Consider the following 18407-nt stretch of genomic DNA (forward strand, 5'->3'; position numbering starts at 1 on the left):
AATTATAGATGATAAAAAAATAAAAGTGACTTTTTCAACTATCAAAGTTATGGAATTAGCTAGTTTGTAACATCTATAATAAAAATGTAAAATAGATAACTATGAAAATACGTACAACTTACCTCCTACTATTTGTAGCCATGGGAATATCTGCATGCCAGGGCGAACAAAATATGAAAAGTGAACTTGGCTATTCAGAAGAGGCTGATTATGAAATGGTCGAAGACGCTCTTGAAATACCTGCAACCGAACAGGCTCCACCTCCGGGTGTCAGGTTCGCCAGCCAAACCGAGCCTGTTGAACGGAAAGTAATCAAAACAGCTAATGTTAATATGCAGGTGGAAAATCTGGATTCCGCAAAAGCAAATATTGACCAGATCATTAAGCTGTACAATGCTTACGTAAGCACAGATAACCGCACCAATGATACCTACAAGTTGTCTCTCGACATGACGATCCGTGTACAGCAGGATCAGTTGGATGAAATACTAAAAAAAATACTGACACAAGCCTCATTCGTCTACGCCAATAACATCAATGCCCAGGATGTGACCGAGGAGTTTATAGACCTTGAGATCAGGCTGAAAAATAAAAGGGCCGTGGAGGAGCAATACCGAAAGTTACTGCAAAAGGCCAACAAGGTGGAGGATATCCTTAAGGTTGAAAATGAACTTCGCATGATCCGTGAAGAAATAGAATCAAAAGAGGGAAGGCTTAAATACTTAAATAGCCAGGTAAGGATGTCGACTATTCATCTTACTGCGTTTCAGGATATATACCACGCCAGCCAGGCTCCTTCGAAGGGATTTTGGCTAAAGATCGGGGATGGATTCAGTGGTGGATGGTATCTTTTGCAAGAAATTATCATAGGCCTTATCTATATATGGCCGGTGGCTCTGGTGATTCTACTTGTCATTTTTCTTCTCAGAAAACGATTTAAAAATCTGCGCTTAAAAAGAAACAGGGGTTAAATGCCCCTTAACCTTCCTTCAAGGCTGCGGGTTTTTTCCTCTTCCAAAATATTGATCTGCTTGTAGGCTCCTACAAAGTGATATGCCAGCACAAGAGAATTCAGGAAGAAAATAGCAAGATACCCAAGATTAAGGAATATAAAGTTAACCTTAACCACCAGCGCATAGGCCGTAAGTTCGTAGGCAAAAAGTGCAATCCCTATAATGATGCTCATAGCGCTGAACCAGGCCTCATGTTGATTTTTAAATATAGCTCTGACAATAACTGTTATGGCAAACAGAAAATTGACAGCTATAAAAAACTGGTAAGCAGGGAGCAACTGCGTGAAAAATACCGGTGGTAAAACGATCGTTAAGGCGATGATGCAATAATTGATCATGATAATAATATACTTGTAAATAGACTTTTTGTCGTTCAAAAATACCTGGCTGATAAATAGCATGCCTACCAACATGCTTAAATACAGTGAGAGGTACTCTACCTTAATGGCAACTTGCCAGCTTATGCTGTCAAAGAAAGATGTGATAAGATAAATATTGGAGAAAAGGGAGCGTATACCCCAGAAAAAACATAGGAGGCCAAAATATAATGTAGCGCTTTGCCCTTTTCTTATCAGGAAAAATCCTATAAAAAAGGCTCCTAATATGAGTAGCCCCCCCACAAGAAAAACATTGGATACAATAATGGACTCATGTTGCCTGTTAATAACTTCTGGAGTGCCCAGCTTTATTGATTTATGTACACCGCCGCGGTTGTGATGAAAGTTTGAAACCTGGAGTATAATCTCAATAGTCTCTCCCGGTGCTTCGAAGATTTTTACATGCGGCTGCCACTCAGGTTTTGCACGAGAAGCGTCCACTGAAACTATGCCATTTGAAGCCAGCATTGTTCCGTTAACCCATAAGGCATAGTTAGTATAGACATTTGGAATATCAAGGCTGAGCAGATCAGGTTTTTCATGCTTTTTTATAACCAATCGGTATGTTGCATAACCTTCACCTGTTAATTCGGTCTGCCCTGTTTTAAGGCCATTCCAGACAGCCGGCAGCTTTATGTACTGTGCCTCAGGTTTGTTTTTACTGGTAAAATCAGCCGGAAAAAGCACATACTTCCAGTAAAATTCCCATTCTCCATCCAGAGATATCGGCATGGCACTGTTAAAATCCGTATGAGTAAGGTCAAGACGTCCGCGCTGTACTTTGGGATGAGAAACTGCCGGTATACCTATCAAAATTACCAGAACAAAGGTTAGGAAAGCAGCAAGCTTACTTGCGCTAAGTACTTCAGCCATAGACATTTTACGATTGGTTTTAGTTTACCATCGTGCAAGCTAGCTGCTAAATATTATATATCCTAAGCAAAAACACCGCAAAAGGTACATAAGGCTGGAATAGCAAGTTAATCCAGAACTCTTTTTAAGAATGCCAGAGATTTTCGATAAGCATCTTCGGTTGCCTCCTCATCATGGTTGGGGTTGCTTGGGTTGGCAAAAGCATGGGTGGCCTCGTAAAAATGAACGTTGAGCTCTTTCTGAGCCTCTTTCATATCCTTTTGAAATTTTGACACCACTTCCGGTGTGATCCACTCATCTTTCTTGGCAAATATGCCCAAAACAGGGAAATTTATTTTCGCTTTAATTTTATCTACATCCTTTTCGGGCATACCATAGTACATTACAGCCCCTTGAGCTTCACCTCCGGCCATCATAGCGGCCTGCAAGGCCCAGCCACCGCCAAAGCACCAACCGATAGTAGCTATCTCAGAGCTGTTACCCGCATGGTCAAGTGCTCCTTTTATAATAGCCCGCGCTCTTTTGTCATCCACCTGCCCCATGTATTCCGATGCTTTTTCACGGGTCTCTGCTATCTTTCCGTCATACAAGTCCAGCGCCAACACATTTACAGTCCCCAGGTCACTATAGTATTTCTCAGCCATCTTTTTGATGTGCCCATTCAAGCCCCACCATTCATGGATAACAAATAAATAATCATCAGAATCCACCTGGGCTTCCAGCAAATATGCATTGGCTGTTTTGCCATCAGGCGTATTTATTTTGATCATTTTGCCAATTTCACTGTGGTGGGTATATGGCTCTGGTTCGGGATGCTCAGCATTAAATTCCATGTTCGATGCAAACATGGCAAAGCTCTCTGTTGCCGGAGTATGACACATAGTAATGTCAGACTGGGCAATTAAAAGATCTGCAGAAAATAACAATGCAATAGAAAGGATAAAATTTTTCATGGCTGTTAAGGTTTAAGGCTATTTCCTTAACAAGCCCATAAAATGTTTTGTTTACTTCTGTCTCGCATAGGCAATATAATCTGTTACCGGCGGCTCTATACCCTCGTCTCGTAAAAGCATAGCAATCTGCCCTCTATGGTAAGAGCTATGGCTTAATACCTGACTTATAACTTCTCTTATGGTATTTTCAAATTTTCTCCCACTGGTATTTTTGTAAAAGATCATCTCTTCAAACGTGTCAAACTTGTGCCCGTCAAGATAGCTTAGCCAGTTTACTGAGCTTTCCTCCGTCATACTGCGCAACTCCCTCAGTTTATATTGCTCCCATAGAGGAAACGGAGAGGTCGGTATATCTTTAATGCGGTTTAACCATATGATTTGGGCTGATAAAAGGTGGCTGAAAAGCAGCAGTATTTTGTCGTTCTTAACCTCACTTTTTTCAAGTGTGATTAGTATCCTTTGGTTTGCCCATGCATTATGTTGAAACAAATCCCTGAAATGCTTTTTCATCGGTATGTTTTTATTTGTTTAGTTCCCTTTCTGGCCAGTGCAGCCGCGCTATCAGCTTTTAATACTGACTCCAAGCCTGTCACTAAATTATAAAATAGATCCCTTATTTAAAGGTGATCATTACACTCTTTTTTAATCTACAAGACGATACACCGGATATTGCATATATGCCTTTTCATAATAAGGCGAATGCATATAAATGAAGTTTAGCTGTGCATACCAGTTATCCGCAAACTCCTTATCTTCATTCTTCTTTTTCTCAAAGGCTTTCTCTAACTCTGAGTTCTCCTCCAGAAGCAACCAGGCAATGTCTTCAAACACATATGGCGAGAAATGCTCCTTCTGCTGCAAAATAGTATCAAAAAAATTCCAGTTAAAAAAAGAATCCGTTGCCTCAGGCTCCAGGGTTTCTACCAGATATCGTCCACCTGGCTGGCTGATATGAAAGACGTAATCTCCTGCCCTGAAGTCTATTGATGTTTTAGACTTGTTTACTTCAACACTGTTGTGCGGATAGTGTCCCTCATAGGCTGAAGGCAAGGTTTTGAAATTAGTTATTGTGTAACTCTCTACGTTGAGTATAGTATCATTATTTAACCTACTGTAATTTAGCCCATTACGCTTCAACCTGTCTATAATCTCATACCACCCCTGCGGTACTATATATGCCTTGGGTATTATAACTTCTTTAGTAGGAGTGTAGGTATTATAGTAGGATATTTTCTTATCAAACGGCTTATCCCGGTTATAAAAAATACGCTGCTGCCCGGTAACTTTACTTTCCACCATTTCTCCTTCGTACCCTTTAAAATCAATGCTCTTTGATGCTGTATCATCAAGCTTCCAGGTCACCGGGTAGAGGTCACCGGGCTTCAATAAGTTTCCTCGATGCATCATCTGTATTTTTGCACCATCCTCACCAGCAATTTCCACCACACTTTCTATGAAATCATAGGTGGCTTTCACCCTTACATCAAAAGGCTTCAGCATGTGTGTTTCAATCATAAAACCCAACGTATTAAACAAAGTAGTATACCCTGTTGAGTACCTCGGGTAATCCATAAACTGGGTTATCCCTTCTGAGTCAGGGGTTTGGTTAAATACATTAACGTAAGGAACGATCTCGCTACCTTTATCAGCTATTAGTTTCTCTAATTGAGGAATAAAGCCACTTTCTATGTACTTGCCCATGGCGCCTCCAATTTTATTGTGTTGTGTTGCTAAATGTGTTATGCTGTACTGATAATCAGCTCCATTGCTCACATGGGTGTCAATAAAAATATCAGGCTGTGCTAAATGGTAAATTTCATAGAAAGCAAGCGTATTCCGGGTGTCGGCCTTAATAAAGTCCCTGTTAAGGTCGTAATTTCTGGCATTTCCCCTAAAGCCGTATTCCTCCGGACCGTTTTGGTTTACACGGCTATAGGTATTGCGGTTTAGTGCACCTCCAATGTTATAAATAGGAATGATCACAAGCACTATGTCTTTCAAAGCTTTCTTCCTTTTCGCATTAACCATGTAATCACGCACCAGCATTTGAGAGGCCTCGATACCATCCGGTTCCCCGGGGTGTATCCCGTTATTAATCATTATTATGGTCTTTCCCCTTTCCCTCGATCTTTTAAGGTCAAAATCCTTGTCAGTGTCCACAATAACCATGTGCAGCGGTTTGCCGCTATCCGTTTCACCCATTTCCCTGATATCAACCTCCGCATGTAGTTTAGACAGGGTGTTATAATAGCTGATCACTTCATGATAAGGCGAAGTGCCACCATTTTGCTCGAACCCGGTTTCTATTTGTTGCTGGGCAAAGATCTGGCCCGAAAAGAAAAGGAAGAAAAGAAGGATTGTGTTTTTCATTCTCTATATTTAATCATTTTAAAGCGCCCAAGGGCTTAACCAATATACTTTTGTGAGGGTTAAATTACTTAATTAAAAACAAGTAGAAATGAATTTTATAGAAGCGGTAAATGAAATCATAGCTACTCGCCGGTCAATATACACTAATATGTTTTCCGGAGAGCAGGTTGACGACAAGATTATTGAAAAAATGCTGGACAATGCCAACTGGGCCCCGACACACAGACTTACCGAGCCATGGAGGTTTATTGTATTTAAAGAAGACGGGTTGAATAAGCTGGGCGACTTTCAGGGAGACCTCTATAAACAACGCTATAAGGACTCTTTCAATGAGGAAACGTATTTAAAATTAAAGAACAAGCCTCTGGAATGTTCGCACGTTATAGCGATAGGAATGCATAGAGATGAACAGCAAAGTGTGCCTGAGGTGGAAGAAGTCTGCGCCACGGCATGCGCCGTGCAGAATATGTGGCTCACGGCCTCAGCACATAGGGTCGGCTGCTACTGGAGTACCGGTGGTGTTACTTTTTATGAGGAAGCCAAGCCATTTTTCGGGCTGGGTGAAAATGACCTGCTGCTGGGCTTTCTTTACATAGGAATGCCAAAGAGTGAAAAGTGGCCCGCAGGCAAGCGCAATCCCGTGGAAGATAAGGTGAAATGGGTTACCCGTTAAGGTATATCCACCACAATGTTGCGGTGAAATACTTCCACAAAGGCGCCTGGATTAGCAGGCGCTATTCATTATAAATATTTGATAATCAATGATATAAAATTAAATATTCTATTGGCACGGTTATTCTCTTCTGCCTTTAAAAAACTGTTAGTCACATTATAGAGAAATACTGATACGTACGATGGAACACACATTTGAAATCAACTATGACAGGCTTGCTAAAAGAGATAGCGGGCTTATTCTGGAAATAAAGCGTGCATTAGTTATCCCTGACTCTAAAAAGGCCGGTGAAATTATTTGCAGAATACTGCATACGATACGCCGGAGTTTATCTTATACTGAATCTGCCGAGTTTATAAGCAGACTGCCTGAATACCTTAAGGTAATGTATGTAACGGACTGGACACCGAAGGAAAAGAAAATAACCATTAAACATTTGGATGAATTTACCGAAGAGGTTTTGGCTCTTGATCATAAAAGTGGCCATAGGGTATTTCATAAGGAAGTAGATGCACTAAGTGCAGTGATCACTGTATTGAAAATACTCAACCGCCATGTAAACCTGCTTAATCTACCCAGTTTTGGCTATTCATTCAAGAGAGAGCTAAGCGAAACCATGCTGGAACCCGCAGCCTGACCAGCTCCCAGGCGGTTCCGGCCGTGGTACCTGAAATCCTTAAAACCAGGCTACCAGCTGCCAGCGAAAAGCCCACATCCACTGGATTGAATAGTTAGAAACACCTGATGCTTTCAATATTTCTTCTATTTCATTTTTGTGAAATGATCTCAATACGGAAACGGCTGCATCGTTTCGAACCATGACTGACTTCGAAAAAGCAGCTGTGAGCCATTTAATGGAGTGATAAGCAAACCAATGGCGATGCAGGTCATTAATAACCATGCCAATGGAAGCCTGAGATTTAATAAGGGCAAACAGGTCTGTGAGCTCCTGATCGTTAAAGTGATGCGTGAAAAGTGTAGAAGTTGCAATGTCATATTGCAGCGCCTTAAATTCCTCAGAGAAAATATTTATGGATTTATAAACTATTTCGGGATAGTTCCGGGTATTCTTTTGGGCAAAATCTATGATATTCGGATTCGCATCTATTCCTATGAGGTTTATAGGCTGGCTTCGTTTTCTTGCCCAATCAGCAATCATCATCAGCATATCGCCGCCCCCACACCCAAGATCTACAATGGTTAAATCACGAGATACTTTGATTTTGATCATCAGTAAGTCCAGCCCATTTACGGTTACATGGTTCCCTCCCAGCCATTTATTGATCGTCTCCAACTCTCTTAGAGTCTGGTCAATAACCTCTCCGGAGCTTTCAAGGTCATCCATCAGTTCTATCTCATTACTACGCTTTGCAAATTTTGATGCCATTAATGTATCTCTATAGTTAAAAGCATACTTTCAAGTGTAAGCCCAGGTCCGAATGCAAGCCCCAACAAGCTTTTGTTATCATCATCTGCTTTCAGCTGATCCATTATTCGTTTTAATACAAATAAAATGGTTGGTGAAGACATATTACCATATGCGGCTAATACATCATGAGCAGCCTGGTTCTCTTTTTTGCTGATGTTCAGTTCCTTTTCAATGACCCGCAAAATCCTTTTCCCTCCCGGGTGTACAGCAAAATAATCAAATTTATCGACACCGCTTTTATTAACCAGCTTTTGTAGCAACTGTTTTATCCCTGATTGGATAACATCAGGCACATAAGCCGAAAGGCGCATTTCAAAGCCAAAATCACCTATTTTCCAAGCCATGTGCTCGTGTCCATTTCTAAATAGTTCATTGAAAAAAGAAGTGGTTCTGAAGTTTATACCTTCATCCGGGCTTCCGGCCATCACCAACGCAGCAGCACCATCACCAAACAAAGCATTGGCCAGCATGAAGTCTTCAAGTGATTCCTTTTGAAAGTGAATACTGCATAGCTCTACACATACAACAAGCACGCGTGCATCTTTATTGGCCGAGCATATTGCGTCTGCCACTTTCAAAGCATTAAAAGCCGCATAGCATCCCATAAAGTTAATACCTGTTCTTTCTACATGAGAGTTTAGACCTAACCCGTCTACAAGTTCTATATCTAAACCGGGAGCATACATGCCTGTGCAGCTAACCGTTATCAGATGCGTGATTTGATCACGTGGAGTATTATCAAGAGCCTTTTTAGCTGCTTCCATACAGAGCCCTACCGCTTCCCGCTGAAATAAGCCCAGGCGATCATGAGTTGACGGGAAAGGCTCAAGACTATCATTATCCGGAAAGAAATTTCGAACGAGTGAAGAACTGTAATCTTCTATGACTGAATATCTTGAAGATATCCCTGTGGCACGATAAAGCACTCTTAATTTATCAGCTTCAACCCCCTCCAGACGGTGAGCCCGAATCATAAAATCAAGAACACGCTGTTGTTTAATTTTATACCTGGGGTTTGCCGTTGCGATAGAAGTGATGTATGCATTCATTAATCAATAATACTTAAAAATTGATATCTTGGTATAAAAGAAAACAATGTATGTTTAAAAAATCCACATGGCTGCATCTGCGTATTCCCTTTTCATTTTTTCTTTTGCCCGTGTTTTTATTTGCCCTGGCGGTATCCCCAAATATTAATGAAAGTCGGATCATCATTGTTTTCATAGCGCTTCATTTTTTTCTGTATCCCGCAAGCAACGGCTATAACAGTTATTTTGATAAAGACGAAAAAAGTATAGGCGGCTTAAGGAATCCTCCGAAGGTGGTTAAGGGCCTGTACTATACGGCTTTGGTATTTGATATGGTTGCTATTGGCATGGCTTTGATTATCAGCTGGCAGTTTTCACTTATGCTTTTTATATATGGCCTGGTTTCTAAGGCCTACAGCCACCCAGGGATCAGGATTAAAAAATATGCATTTCTAAGTTGGTTTATTGCCGGTTTTTTTCAAGGAGCATTCACCTTTATGATGGCCTATATGGGTCTTAACCAATATGGCTTTCATGTTTGGGAGCAAGCTCACCTTTGGCTACCCGGTATATTGACTTCACTGATGCTATGGGGCTCTTACCCTATGACACAGATCTATCAACACGAAGAAGACTCTAAAAGAGGTGACCACACCTTAAGCTATAAACTGGGAATTAAAGGCACTTTCTATTTTACAGCAGTTACATTTTCCATAGCCGTCGGCGCATTTGTTTTTTATTTTATGGAATATCACAAGGATAAGTATGCCCTGCTGTTTGTACTAAGCATGTTACCGGTAGTATTATATTTTGGCTATTGGTTCTTAAAAGTGCATATCGATATGAGCAAAGCAGATTTTAGTCATACCATGAGGTTGAACATGATATCAGCGTTGTGCCTGAATATTTTCTTCATTTATTTCTTTCTGGACAGCAGCCAGGTGCTTCAGGCCATTAAAGCTGGTTATTAAAAGGACTCTCCATGTGTTTGCCTGATCAGGAAATCGGCTATTAACTTTGATCTTTTAGCTATGAGCACAGCAAAATTAGAGGCGAGCTCCGAGCCGAAGAGCTTCTGTATTTGCCTGCCAGTCCAGAGTTTTTTTTCAAAAAGCATTCTCCATCTTCGCGAATAATTGTATTCAAGCTTCTCCCTGGAGCCATGATTATTAAAATAATCGATAACCTCCTCTGATAAAATTTTAGCCGAATGAATAGCCATTGCCATACCATTACCGCATAGAGGGGTAATCATTCCTGCTGCATCTCCGCACATCAGCACATGTTGCTCTACAGGCTCCTTGGTTTCAAATGAAATCTCATTAATGACCTCAGGCTTTTTAAAAAGGAATTTTGCATCTGTGAATATTTTCTTAAGGTAAGGGTTTTGGCTCAAGACTCGGGCCTCCATGTCAGAAATGCCTGACGACTCTGATAAGTTGGATCTGGCAGACAAATAGCACAGGTTATATTTATTACCCTCAATTTTATTGATACCGCAGTACCCGTCTTTAAAGTTATGCAGTGCTATCAGGTCATCAGGATGGTCATCGTAGCGGATATGATATTTTACTCCAATATAGGGCGATTTTTTTTCCAGAAACTTCCTCCCCATTTTCTTATCTAGCCTTGATCTCTTTCCAAATGCTCCCACTACCACATGAGCCTCCATGGCGGGAGAGCCTTCAATCTCTACCGAGAAACTGTTACCATTGTACTTTACCGACCCGACTTGCTTCTGTAAGATAAATTCCACATCCATATCAGCAGCTCTTTGATACAGGAAGTTATCCAATTCATATCGACTTATTCCAAACCCGCCCATGCCTAACGCCAGAAATGCGGAATTACCATTTGTTGAGGTCAACTGAAGCCGCTTAATAAGAGAAGGTTCCATTTTAGCCGGAAATATCTCCAGTCGCTCCAGAAACCCGCGTACCTCATTTGAAATATATTCACCACACACCCGGTGAAACGGATATTTCTTTTTCTCTATCAGGGTCACCGGCAAGCCAGCTTTGCGAAGTACAATGGCACTCACCAATCCGGCAAGCCCACCTCCTACGATGATTACCTTTCTCACAACCAGGGCATTAATGTTAAATGTGAATAATTTTTTAAAAAATTGAACATAAAGTTCAAACTTCTTACGGAAAAAAGCGTTTAATTTACAAAAACAAGTTGGCCTATGAACACTATATCTACAAACAAAGCTGGCAGTGATTCTATTAATGTGTTTTTAATCGGAAACAACCCGATTGAACTCAGCAATATTTATGAAAAGCTAAAAGCAATCAAAAATAAAACTTATAATGCAGAAATAGGCTTTGACCTTAAGGGCGTTTATAAAAAAATAATGAAGTTTCACCCGAGCTGCATTCTTATAGATGATAACCTGGAAAGGTCTTACTTAAAAAGCCTGCTCAACAAGCTTTCTTCATGGTCTAAGACACGTGATATTCCCATAGCCATTCTAAAGAATTCAAACAATGGTCAGTCTTATCTGATAGGGGCTCAGGAATTCATATTAAAGGATGGCATCACATCTGAAGCGCTTTCAAAATCAATATTAAACTCTATTCGCTTGAGAAACATGCACAAGTATTTGTATACATCATACAAAAAACGTCAATCACAATTTCTAAACTTTTTAAGCAACAATTAGATCTGGCTTTTTAGGCGGAAAGTTTGTGTAATCTTAACTCCGTCCCGTAAGACGGTTAATCTTAGCTTTTTATTTTCTTTGGCGTTTAGGAAGCTGATGATGTTGTTCAGACGCAACCTGCTGGCATCGATACTGTTAATCGAAACAAGAATGTCGCCTTTTTTAAAGCCTGCCTTTTCTCCGGCAGAGTGATTTCTAACCTCAGTGATTTCATAGGTATTGAGCCTGCTCCCTATAGCCTTAACAACTAATCCACTTAGGTTATAGGTAAAGTCTTTTTTGTAGCTTTTCCCCTTTTTTAGGTATAATTTTTCTTCGGGAAAATTTATAACTACAGTAAAACGGCTGAGGATCTCACCGCCTATGGAGCCATTCCGGAATGTTCCGATATTTTTAAGACTATCCAGAAATGAATTTGTTTCGGGAAACGTGGCAAGAATATCCGGCCAGCAGGCTTCTCCCAGATGGAAATAATTAAGTCGTGCCATTTCACCTTCCAGCAGGCCGCCTAATCCCCTACCTAAAGAGGTTGAGATATGTTTCTCTGGCAATATGATCTGCGGGTCCGACGACTTATCTAACAACAGTCCATGGCTCGCACCTGTATCTACCAGCAGCTTTACATCCAGATAGTCGCCCGTGTTGTATACTATACGACCCGTTACGTAAGGCTTAGTATCTTCCACCTTTATGGGGACTTCATGAAACCTCCTGCGTTTTTTAAAGTATTCGGGAGTAGTGAGGGTTAAAATCTTTTTATCATAGTTTATGGTGACAATAAACCGGCTGAAGATCTCATAACCCAAAATACCATGTACTTCCGTTCCCAAATAGTTACGCAGTTCGAGGTAGTCTTCTGCAAGTACTAACATGGCATGCCCCTTCCCTGTTACACCCGGTAGAGAAAGGGATACATTGTTGGTAATATATGCATCTACCAGTCTTTCTCCTCCCAGCCCTGAAATGGTATATTTCCGCGAATAATGAAGGTTCAGGATATCGCTGAAAGACTTTTCAGTAAGAATAGTTGTGCGAACGCCGGTATCCAGAATAAACTTCAGAGGCAACTGATTATTGAGTACTACCGGTACAACGATAAGGTTATTATAGATTTCAAATGGAATGTTTACCCGCTTGGCATCATTAAGTTCAAAACCCAAAGTCTGGCCACTGGATTTCGAAAAAAACAAGAATAAAAAAGAGCAAAAAGTAAAGCCAATTAAAATTTTTCTCATACACTTCAGGCGTAACTCGTATTCTTAAAATTTAAGAATTTTGCGCGACAGATTTATCAGATAGCGAACATAATTTCATTTCCTTTCATTAAAATAACCCAATATGGGGGATTTTAGTTTTTCTTAAGATGATAGGAAATATCTGCCTTAATTAGCCTGTATCCAGGAAATAAACCTGTAATAGTACCCACTACCAAAACGCAGCCAAATACAAAGGCCAGATCTCCGAAACTGGTTATCTTATACCTTAGGCTGAGGTTTAAAATCTCACCCAATGGAGCAACATCAAGAGCAATAAGACTGAAGAGTATTGCCAGAACCGATAGTATCAGCGATTCTGTAAGGATTAATTTGTAAATAGCCAGGGGCCCGGCACCAAGCAATTTTCTTATGCTAACCTCTTTAACCAAATACTTGTAACTAATATTATTGATACTGTTGGCAGCGAATATTATTATTGCCACACTGACCATAATTACAGAAACCCTGCCATATGCCTTAAATAAAGCAAAGCTGCTGATAAGGCATGCATATCCTATTGCCGATACAGCAATACTCACTATATAAAACAGCACGTGCTGCCGGAGCTTTCGAAGCGATATGATACAATGATTCCAAAACATTTGAAATATTGTAATTCAAGAAATATACCATAATATTAACCGCTTTTAAAGGCAGCAGGGCAAGCTAAAATTAAAAATATGTTCAACCTCATACATTATAGTTGTACATAAATGAACACTTTTCTACTAAATCACGTCTTGCTCAAATCGTCCCAGATGGAATAGTTATCGAAAGTATGCGACTCTAAGCGGGGGATGACCTCCTCCGCCGTGGATATGTTAAGAATAAGCTTACGATTCTGTGGCTTCAGAAATCCCTGCTTCACCATATGATCCATTTGAAGCAAAAGATGGTCGTAAAAGCCACCGACATTAAGTAGTCCAACAGGCTTTTTAATTATACCTAATTGCACCCATGTAAGGATCTCACCAAGCTCTTCGAGCGTACCAAAACCACCGGGCATGGCAATAAAAGCATCAGCCAGCTCAGCCATTTTTTGTTTTCTCTCATGCATCGACTTCACAACCAGCAGCTCAGTCAACCCAAGGTGTCCAACCTCCTTTCTCATCAGGAAATCAGGTATAACACCTGTCACACTTCCGCAATTATTCATTACAGCATCTGCTATAGTACCCATCAAGCCTACCTTACCTCCACCATAAATCAGGCTTTTGTTATTTTTTGCCATCCATTTGCCCAGTGTTTGCGCTTCGGCATCGTAGATAGGTTCATTACCGTGGCTTGAACCACAAAAGACACAGATATTCTTCATATTTTTAAGGTATTGAAAAGTAAAACTAATAAAAAGCATCCATGAAGAAAAGGTTGAACATATCTACCGGGGCTCCCTGGGAAGATATAGTCGGTTATTCAAGGGCCGTACGTATTGGAAACACTATCGAAGTATCAGGCACTGTAGCCGTGAGAGATGGAAAACTGGTAGGTCAGGATAACCCCTACGAGCAGACCAGATGTATTTTGCAAATTATAGATGACAGCATTCAGAAAGCCGGAGCTCAGTTATCCGATGTAGTTCGCACCAGAATATTTGTAACCGACATTGGCCAATGGCAAATGATAGGAAAAGCTCATGGCGAAGTTTTTGGAGATATAAAACCCGCTACCTCAATGATAGAAGTAAGCCGATTGATCAGCCCGGAATATTTGTTGGAGATAGAGGCTACTGCTATTGTTCAGTAGAGCCGTCTATATCATGTTTATTATCGCTGATCATTTTGTTAGGAAATATCATCGGAGAAATGATAGCCAAAACAAACAATACAAGAACAAGTACCAACGCTAAATAACCCATATATATAATGTTTTTATCTTTTGTGCAAAGATAGTAAGGCACCTGTAATATTAAAATATTTTATAATTTACCTTGCACAATATTTGCTCCAGTATGGCCATGAAACACACACTTTACTTAATAACAATACTTTCCATTATCCTGCTACCAGATATCCAGGCCCAGGAAACAAAACTCTTTACCACTGATAGTTCAGCCTATGCTATCGGCGATATTGTTAATGGAGAAAAAACAGGTCTATGGAGATTCTATAATACACAGGATATAAAACTGGAAGAAGGGAAGTTTGAAAATAACCAGAGACAGGGAGTATGGCGCTTTTTCTACCCCTCTGGCGGTGTAAAAGCTAAAGTAATGTATGTAGAGGATCTCCCTACTGATTATATAGGCCTTTCTCCCGGCGGTATAATCGAACAGGCAGGAAAATATGAGCATGGCAAGAAGCATGGCGAATGGGTTACCTACTATGCTGACGGGCAGCCCATGTATGTCAAAACTTATCAAAATGGAGTACAGCAAGGCCCCTTTTATTACTATGGCCCGTATGGGGAGTTGTTGGCAGAGGGAAGTTATATGGCTGATACCACACATGGTCAGTGGAAAGAATATAATCAGTTTGGCAGACTAATTTTGGAAGGTAGGTATAATGAAGGTATAATGGAAGGTATATGGAAATCATATTATGACTTTGGGAAAATAATGGAAATTCAAAAATATGAAGCCGGATTGCCTGACAGTACCTGGATGGAGTATCATGAAAATGGAAAACCTAAAAGTATAAAACATTACGACAAGGGACTACCTAAAAACAAATGGCAATCTTTTTACAAAGATGGCGAGCTGCGGGAATTGAAATTTTATAATAACGGATGGCAGGACAGTGTTTACCTGACATACTTTGACAATAGAAACCTGGCAACACAGGGGTTCTACTCCAACGGGGTAAGAGAGGGGAACTGGAGATATTTCAATGAAGATGGTTTTGTGATTGAGGAAGGAAAGTACAAGAACGATGAGCAACACGGACAATGGTTCACTTATTATGACAGAGGACAGCTAAGGTCAGTCGGCAGTTTTTATTATGGCCTGGAAGATGGTCTTTGGGGTATTTTTCATACTACCGGCCTTCTCATGCAAGAAGAAACCTGGGACAAAGGCAAACTTATGACCACCAGCCCTTATTATACCATTTATGGTGATACGCTCTCCGCCGGAGACCTGAAAAACGGTAACGGACTAAAAATCAACTACTATATTGATGGTAAAAAGGAAATTGAGTGCCAATTCGAAAATGGAGTTCCTCATGGTTCTTGGACGTATTATGAAAAGGATGGCAGCGTAGCCGAGATAGGTCAATTCAAAAACGGCCTCAGACAAGGACGTTGGATATACTACTATGACAATAAAAGGAAAGAAGCCGAGGGAGATTTTGAAAATGGAGAAAAAACAGGCACTTGGTATTATTACTACAAAAGTGGCGGACTTAGGGAATCAGAAGATTATACTGAAAAGTAACTTTTAATAACGCATTTCAGTATAAGCATACAAAACATCGCATAAATGAGAAAACTAATAGTAGCAGGTGGAATAATAGTAGCTGTTATAATTATAAGTATGGTAGGACTCAGGTTCTACACTAAGTCATTCAGCCCGCAGGATAAAGCCATTTTCGAGGAAGAAAATGTGAAAATTGCAGTATCATATAGCCGCCCTTTTAAAAAAGAGCGTGAAATATTCGGAGATCTAGTACCTTATAACGAGGTGTGGAGAACCGGCGCCAATGAAGCGACCACTTTTACTACCGATAAGGATTTAATGATTGGAAATAAACTTCTTAAGGCTGGTTCCTATTCATTATTTTCCATTCCCCGAAGCAATAACTGGACAGTTATCTTCAATAACGAAGTTGGCCAATGGGGTATAGCTCCGTTTTCAGGTGAAGCTAACAGAGATCCACAACAAGACGCTCTGACCATTGATGTAGCTACAATCAAGACCCCTGACCTTTTTGAGCAATTTACCATTACTTTTGAACAAATGGGCCAGGAAATTGAAATGATCCTAATGTGGGACCATACCCTGATAGTGGTTCCTATGTATGTAGTGAACAACTAAAGATTCAGGATTTTTACTTCCACTTTTATGTCAGCCACACCAGACTCCTGACTATCGCTTTCCATTCTTTCCTTGCGTGAAGTTACTACCTGTATCCTGTTCTCGTTCACGCCCCGGCCTATAAGGTAAGCTTTTATTGCTTCGGCCTGTTCTTTTGTACGGTCGTTGTGATATGTTTTCTTTATTTGTTCCTCCTCTATAACCTCGTAGCCGGCATCCGCAATATCCTCAGAGTCTTCATCAAAATCTTCGTTGTCCCATTCAGTCGCACCCTCCCCCAATGAATCTTCCTCAACTTCTTTTTCAACCTGTTCTGTAATTAAAGGTCTTTTTACTTTGGTTATAACGGTATCAGATTGAATTTCCGTAAGGTCCGGATCAGATTGTACCGAGTCTTTTTTAAAATTATTCTGAGCAACAAGAATTTCGATCTTCATGTTAGGGTTCTTCCTAAGTACTTCGGCTATTCTCCGTAACTCAAATGTTGAGTTGTCACTTATTTCCGAAGAGTGCTTCTCAAAAACCACATCAGGATTATAGGTCGCCCCCGGAGCTATTTTTGAAAGTGTCACCTGTAAGTTCTCCTTATCCCTGACGCCAACCTCTTCTGTAAAATCATACACCTTTGAAAAGTACAGGTAAGTTGGGTCATCCATATCTATTGCTACATCATAAACCGAACCTTCTTTTAATACTATGGCAAACTCACCTTTTCTGCCCACTTTCTCATTCCATAAACGATCCCTGTTGCCAACATTGAACACAGTAAGGTTGGCATCCAAAGGTTCACCGGTAGCCGCATCCGTAACGGTACCTTGTATGCGCATCACTTTTTTAGGTTGGAACTCATCAGGGATCAATATCTGGACCAGCTCCCTGTCCCGGTCACCTTGTACATCAGCAAACAGGTACCTCCCCTTGGCAGGTATACTTATAAACTGATCATTTTTATCGGTATTGACGAAATCAAGAGGTATTGGGTCTGACCAGGTTTCCCCCGACTTTGTCGTGATATACAGGTCAAGTCCGCCTTTGCCTCCAAACTGATCAGAAGCAAATATTAAAGTCTCACCATCGGCAAGTATCCTTGGCGTTTGCGAGTTGCCCGTGTTAATGTTGGCCGGAAGTTCTTTGGGTGTGTCCCATCCGTTATATGTTTTTTTGGAAACCATCAGCCTGCACCCACTAGCCCCACCATATTCACTCATTTTTTCGCAGCGCATAAAGTACAGGTACTCCCCATCGGGCGACATCATACCTGCCCCTTCGTTTTCGCTGGAATTTACCGGACTGCCCAGATTACCAGGAGCCTCCCAGTCATTGCCCCTGCGGTTACTGGACCATAGATCAAACCCACCTAAACCGGATTTCCGGGATGTAAACAGCATTACGCTACCGTCAAAATTGAGGCTATAACCACCCCTGTAATTCAGCGTTGGTCTATTAATAAGCTTATTAACCTCCAGCCCGTCATTCCATGTTGAGACTGTTTTTTTGGTTGCCCATCGCATGCCATGGTGCCCGTCATCCGTATAATCTGATAAATACAGTAAGGTCTGTCCATCACCACTGATAAAAGGCGCATAAAGGTTAATTGAAGGGCGATTTATGTTAGAGGGAAGCTTTCTAATTTTGTCTTGTGAAATAGCATTAGTTATATTAATTATACAAATCAGAGAAAAAAAGCTCGCCCGAATGATGGAAGACATAATATTCTGTTTAGGTTTACGCATTCTAAATATAATGATTTAGAGCAAAAATGTTTCCAAATCAAATTCATAAATTCAACATCAAAAATCA

Annotated in this window: 19 protein-coding genes; 8 read left to right on the forward strand and 11 right to left on the reverse strand. The window is 40.6% G+C overall.

Annotation, left to right across the window (positions count from 1 at the left end; translation table 11 throughout):
* Nucleotides 1-101 precede the first annotated feature (101 nt).
* Entirely contained in the window at nt 102-971 is an 870-nt protein-coding gene (locus LVD17_RS07700) for a DUF4349 domain-containing protein (protein WP_233765896.1), read from the forward strand.
* Here the strand turns inward: LVD17_RS07700 and LVD17_RS07705 are convergent.
* From LVD17_RS07705 to LVD17_RS07720, 4 genes are all read right to left on the reverse strand, one after another.
* Nucleotides 968-2269 (reverse strand): 7TM-DISM domain-containing protein, encoded by a 1302-nt coding sequence (locus tag LVD17_RS07705; RefSeq protein WP_233765897.1) that lies wholly within the window; start codon nt 2267-2269, stop codon nt 968-970. The two genes, LVD17_RS07700 and LVD17_RS07705, sit on opposite strands and share 4 nt — an antisense overlap.
* 101 nt (nt 2270-2370) lie before the next feature.
* Nucleotides 2371-3216 carry a dienelactone hydrolase family protein gene (locus LVD17_RS07710; RefSeq protein ID WP_233765898.1) on the reverse strand — a complete coding sequence of 282 codons (846 nt, stop codon included), beginning with the start codon at nt 3214-3216 and terminating at the stop codon, nt 2371-2373.
* Nucleotides 3217-3267: 51 nt separating this feature from the next.
* A complete protein-coding gene (locus LVD17_RS07715; RefSeq protein ID WP_233765899.1) occupies nt 3268-3726 on the reverse strand; it encodes a DinB family protein in 459 nt (152 codons plus the stop codon).
* A 132-nt stretch (nt 3727-3858) separates the two neighbouring features.
* A complete protein-coding gene (locus LVD17_RS07720) occupies nt 3859-5586 on the reverse strand; it encodes a M14 family metallopeptidase (protein WP_233765900.1) in 1728 nt (575 codons plus the stop codon).
* An 88-nt stretch (nt 5587-5674) separates the two neighbouring features.
* On the opposite strand from LVD17_RS07720, the gene LVD17_RS07725 reads away from it, so the two are divergent.
* Nucleotides 5675-6259, forward strand: a complete 585-nt coding sequence (locus tag LVD17_RS07725; protein ID WP_233765901.1) for a nitroreductase family protein — start codon at nt 5675-5677, stop codon at nt 6257-6259.
* Nucleotides 6260-6440: 181 nt separating this feature from the next.
* Nucleotides 6441-6896, forward strand: coding sequence for a DUF2267 domain-containing protein (locus LVD17_RS07730; protein WP_233765902.1), 456 nt, complete (start codon nt 6441-6443; stop codon nt 6894-6896).
* A gap of 39 nt (nt 6897-6935) precedes the next feature.
* Here the strand turns inward: LVD17_RS07730 and LVD17_RS07735 are convergent, their stop codons facing one another.
* Both LVD17_RS07735 and LVD17_RS07740 read right to left on the reverse strand, forming a co-directional pair.
* Nucleotides 6936-7646: a methyltransferase domain-containing protein gene (locus LVD17_RS07735; RefSeq protein WP_233765903.1), complete on the reverse strand. Its 711-nt coding sequence runs from the start codon at nt 7644-7646 to the stop codon at nt 6936-6938.
* Nucleotides 7646-8737 carry a type III polyketide synthase gene (locus LVD17_RS07740; protein ID WP_233765904.1) on the reverse strand — a complete coding sequence of 364 codons (1092 nt, stop codon included), beginning with the start codon at nt 8735-8737 and terminating at the stop codon, nt 7646-7648. The genes LVD17_RS07735 and LVD17_RS07740 overlap by 1 nt, the downstream gene beginning before the upstream one ends.
* Before the next feature lie 50 nt (nt 8738-8787).
* Between LVD17_RS07740 and LVD17_RS07745 the strand changes: the two genes are divergently transcribed.
* Nucleotides 8788-9687, forward strand: coding sequence for a UbiA family prenyltransferase (locus LVD17_RS07745; RefSeq protein ID WP_233765905.1), 900 nt, complete (start codon nt 8788-8790; stop codon nt 9685-9687).
* On the opposite strand, the gene LVD17_RS07750 is transcribed toward LVD17_RS07745, so the two are convergent.
* Entirely contained in the window at nt 9684-10799 is a 1116-nt protein-coding gene (locus LVD17_RS07750) for an NAD(P)/FAD-dependent oxidoreductase (protein ID WP_233765906.1), read from the reverse strand. The two genes, LVD17_RS07745 and LVD17_RS07750, sit on opposite strands and share 4 nt — an antisense overlap.
* A gap of 105 nt (nt 10800-10904) precedes the next feature.
* Here LVD17_RS07750 and LVD17_RS07755 point away from each other — a divergent pair, with 105 nt between their 5' ends.
* Nucleotides 10905-11381, forward strand: coding sequence for a hypothetical protein (locus LVD17_RS07755; protein ID WP_233765907.1), 477 nt, complete (start codon nt 10905-10907; stop codon nt 11379-11381).
* Here LVD17_RS07755 and LVD17_RS07760 read toward each other — a convergent pair.
* The 3 genes from LVD17_RS07760 to LVD17_RS07770 all read right to left on the reverse strand — a co-directional run bounded on the left by LVD17_RS07760 (nt 11378) and on the right by LVD17_RS07770 (nt 13952).
* Nucleotides 11378-12616 carry an aspartyl protease family protein gene (locus LVD17_RS07760; RefSeq protein ID WP_233765908.1) on the reverse strand — a complete coding sequence of 413 codons (1239 nt, stop codon included), beginning with the start codon at nt 12614-12616 and terminating at the stop codon, nt 11378-11380. The two genes, LVD17_RS07755 and LVD17_RS07760, sit on opposite strands and share 4 nt — an antisense overlap.
* Before the next feature lie 113 nt (nt 12617-12729).
* The gene (locus LVD17_RS07765) at nt 12730-13239 is read right to left on the reverse strand and encodes an ABC transporter permease (RefSeq protein WP_233765910.1); all 510 of its coding nucleotides are present in this window, start codon (nt 13237-13239) and stop codon (nt 12730-12732) included.
* 131 nt (nt 13240-13370) lie between these two features.
* A complete protein-coding gene (locus LVD17_RS07770) occupies nt 13371-13952 on the reverse strand; it encodes an LOG family protein (protein ID WP_233765912.1) in 582 nt (193 codons plus the stop codon).
* Nucleotides 13953-13993: 41 nt separating this feature from the next.
* Here LVD17_RS07770 and LVD17_RS07775 point away from each other — a divergent pair, with 41 nt between their 5' ends.
* The 3 genes from LVD17_RS07775 (at nt 13994) to LVD17_RS07785 (ending at nt 16607) form a co-directional block, all read left to right on the forward strand.
* Entirely contained in the window at nt 13994-14380 is a 387-nt protein-coding gene (locus LVD17_RS07775) for a RidA family protein (RefSeq protein ID WP_233765913.1), read from the forward strand.
* 211 nt (nt 14381-14591) lie between these two features.
* Nucleotides 14592-16007, forward strand: a complete 1416-nt coding sequence (locus LVD17_RS07780) for a toxin-antitoxin system YwqK family antitoxin (RefSeq protein WP_233765915.1) — start codon at nt 14592-14594, stop codon at nt 16005-16007.
* A gap of 45 nt (nt 16008-16052) precedes the next feature.
* Nucleotides 16053-16607, forward strand: coding sequence for a DUF2911 domain-containing protein (locus tag LVD17_RS07785; protein ID WP_233765917.1), 555 nt, complete (start codon nt 16053-16055; stop codon nt 16605-16607).
* On the opposite strand, the gene LVD17_RS07790 is transcribed toward LVD17_RS07785, so the two are convergent.
* A complete protein-coding gene (locus LVD17_RS07790; RefSeq protein WP_233765918.1) occupies nt 16604-18316 on the reverse strand; it encodes a hypothetical protein in 1713 nt (570 codons plus the stop codon). The genes LVD17_RS07785 and LVD17_RS07790 overlap by 4 nt on opposite strands.
* Nucleotides 18317-18407 lie beyond the last annotated feature (91 nt).

The sequence above is a fragment of the Fulvivirga ulvae genome, assembly GCF_021389975.1.
GTDB lineage: Bacteria > Bacteroidota > Bacteroidia > Cytophagales > Cyclobacteriaceae > Fulvivirga > Fulvivirga ulvae.

What these genes read in the sequence shown, in the direction of transcription:
- LVD17_RS07700 (WP_233765896.1), top strand. Translation starts at nt 102, where the DNA reads ATGAAAATACGTACAACTTACCTCCTACTATTTGTAGCCATGGGAATA.
- LVD17_RS07705 (WP_233765897.1), bottom strand. Translation starts at nt 2,269, where the DNA reads ATGTCTATGGCTGAAGTACTTAGCGCAAGTAAGCTTGCTGCTTTCCTA.
- LVD17_RS07710 (WP_233765898.1), bottom strand. Translation starts at nt 3,216, where the DNA reads ATGAAAAATTTTATCCTTTCTATTGCATTGTTATTTTCTGCAGATCTT.
- LVD17_RS07715 (WP_233765899.1), bottom strand. Translation starts at nt 3,726, where the DNA reads ATGAAAAAGCATTTCAGGGATTTGTTTCAACATAATGCATGGGCAAAC.
- LVD17_RS07720 (WP_233765900.1), bottom strand. Translation starts at nt 5,586, where the DNA reads ATGAAAAACACAATCCTTCTTTTCTTCCTTTTCTTTTCGGGCCAGATC.
- LVD17_RS07725 (WP_233765901.1), top strand. Translation starts at nt 5,675, where the DNA reads ATGAATTTTATAGAAGCGGTAAATGAAATCATAGCTACTCGCCGGTCA.
- LVD17_RS07730 (WP_233765902.1), top strand. Translation starts at nt 6,441, where the DNA reads ATGGAACACACATTTGAAATCAACTATGACAGGCTTGCTAAAAGAGAT.
- LVD17_RS07735 (WP_233765903.1), bottom strand. Translation starts at nt 7,646, where the DNA reads ATGGCATCAAAATTTGCAAAGCGTAGTAATGAGATAGAACTGATGGAT.
- LVD17_RS07740 (WP_233765904.1), bottom strand. Translation starts at nt 8,737, where the DNA reads ATGAATGCATACATCACTTCTATCGCAACGGCAAACCCCAGGTATAAA.
- LVD17_RS07745 (WP_233765905.1), top strand. Translation starts at nt 8,788, where the DNA reads ATGTTTAAAAAATCCACATGGCTGCATCTGCGTATTCCCTTTTCATTT.
- LVD17_RS07755 (WP_233765907.1), top strand. Translation starts at nt 10,905, where the DNA reads ATGAACACTATATCTACAAACAAAGCTGGCAGTGATTCTATTAATGTG.
- LVD17_RS07760 (WP_233765908.1), bottom strand. Translation starts at nt 12,616, where the DNA reads ATGAGAAAAATTTTAATTGGCTTTACTTTTTGCTCTTTTTTATTCTTG.
- LVD17_RS07765 (WP_233765910.1), bottom strand. Translation starts at nt 13,239, where the DNA reads ATGTTTTGGAATCATTGTATCATATCGCTTCGAAAGCTCCGGCAGCAC.
- LVD17_RS07770 (WP_233765912.1), bottom strand. Translation starts at nt 13,952, where the DNA reads ATGAAGAATATCTGTGTCTTTTGTGGTTCAAGCCACGGTAATGAACCT.
- LVD17_RS07775 (WP_233765913.1), top strand. Translation starts at nt 13,994, where the DNA reads ATGAAGAAAAGGTTGAACATATCTACCGGGGCTCCCTGGGAAGATATA.
- LVD17_RS07780 (WP_233765915.1), top strand. Translation starts at nt 14,592, where the DNA reads ATGAAACACACACTTTACTTAATAACAATACTTTCCATTATCCTGCTA.
- LVD17_RS07785 (WP_233765917.1), top strand. Translation starts at nt 16,053, where the DNA reads ATGAGAAAACTAATAGTAGCAGGTGGAATAATAGTAGCTGTTATAATT.
- LVD17_RS07790 (WP_233765918.1), bottom strand. Translation starts at nt 18,316, where the DNA reads ATGTCTTCCATCATTCGGGCGAGCTTTTTTTCTCTGATTTGTATAATT.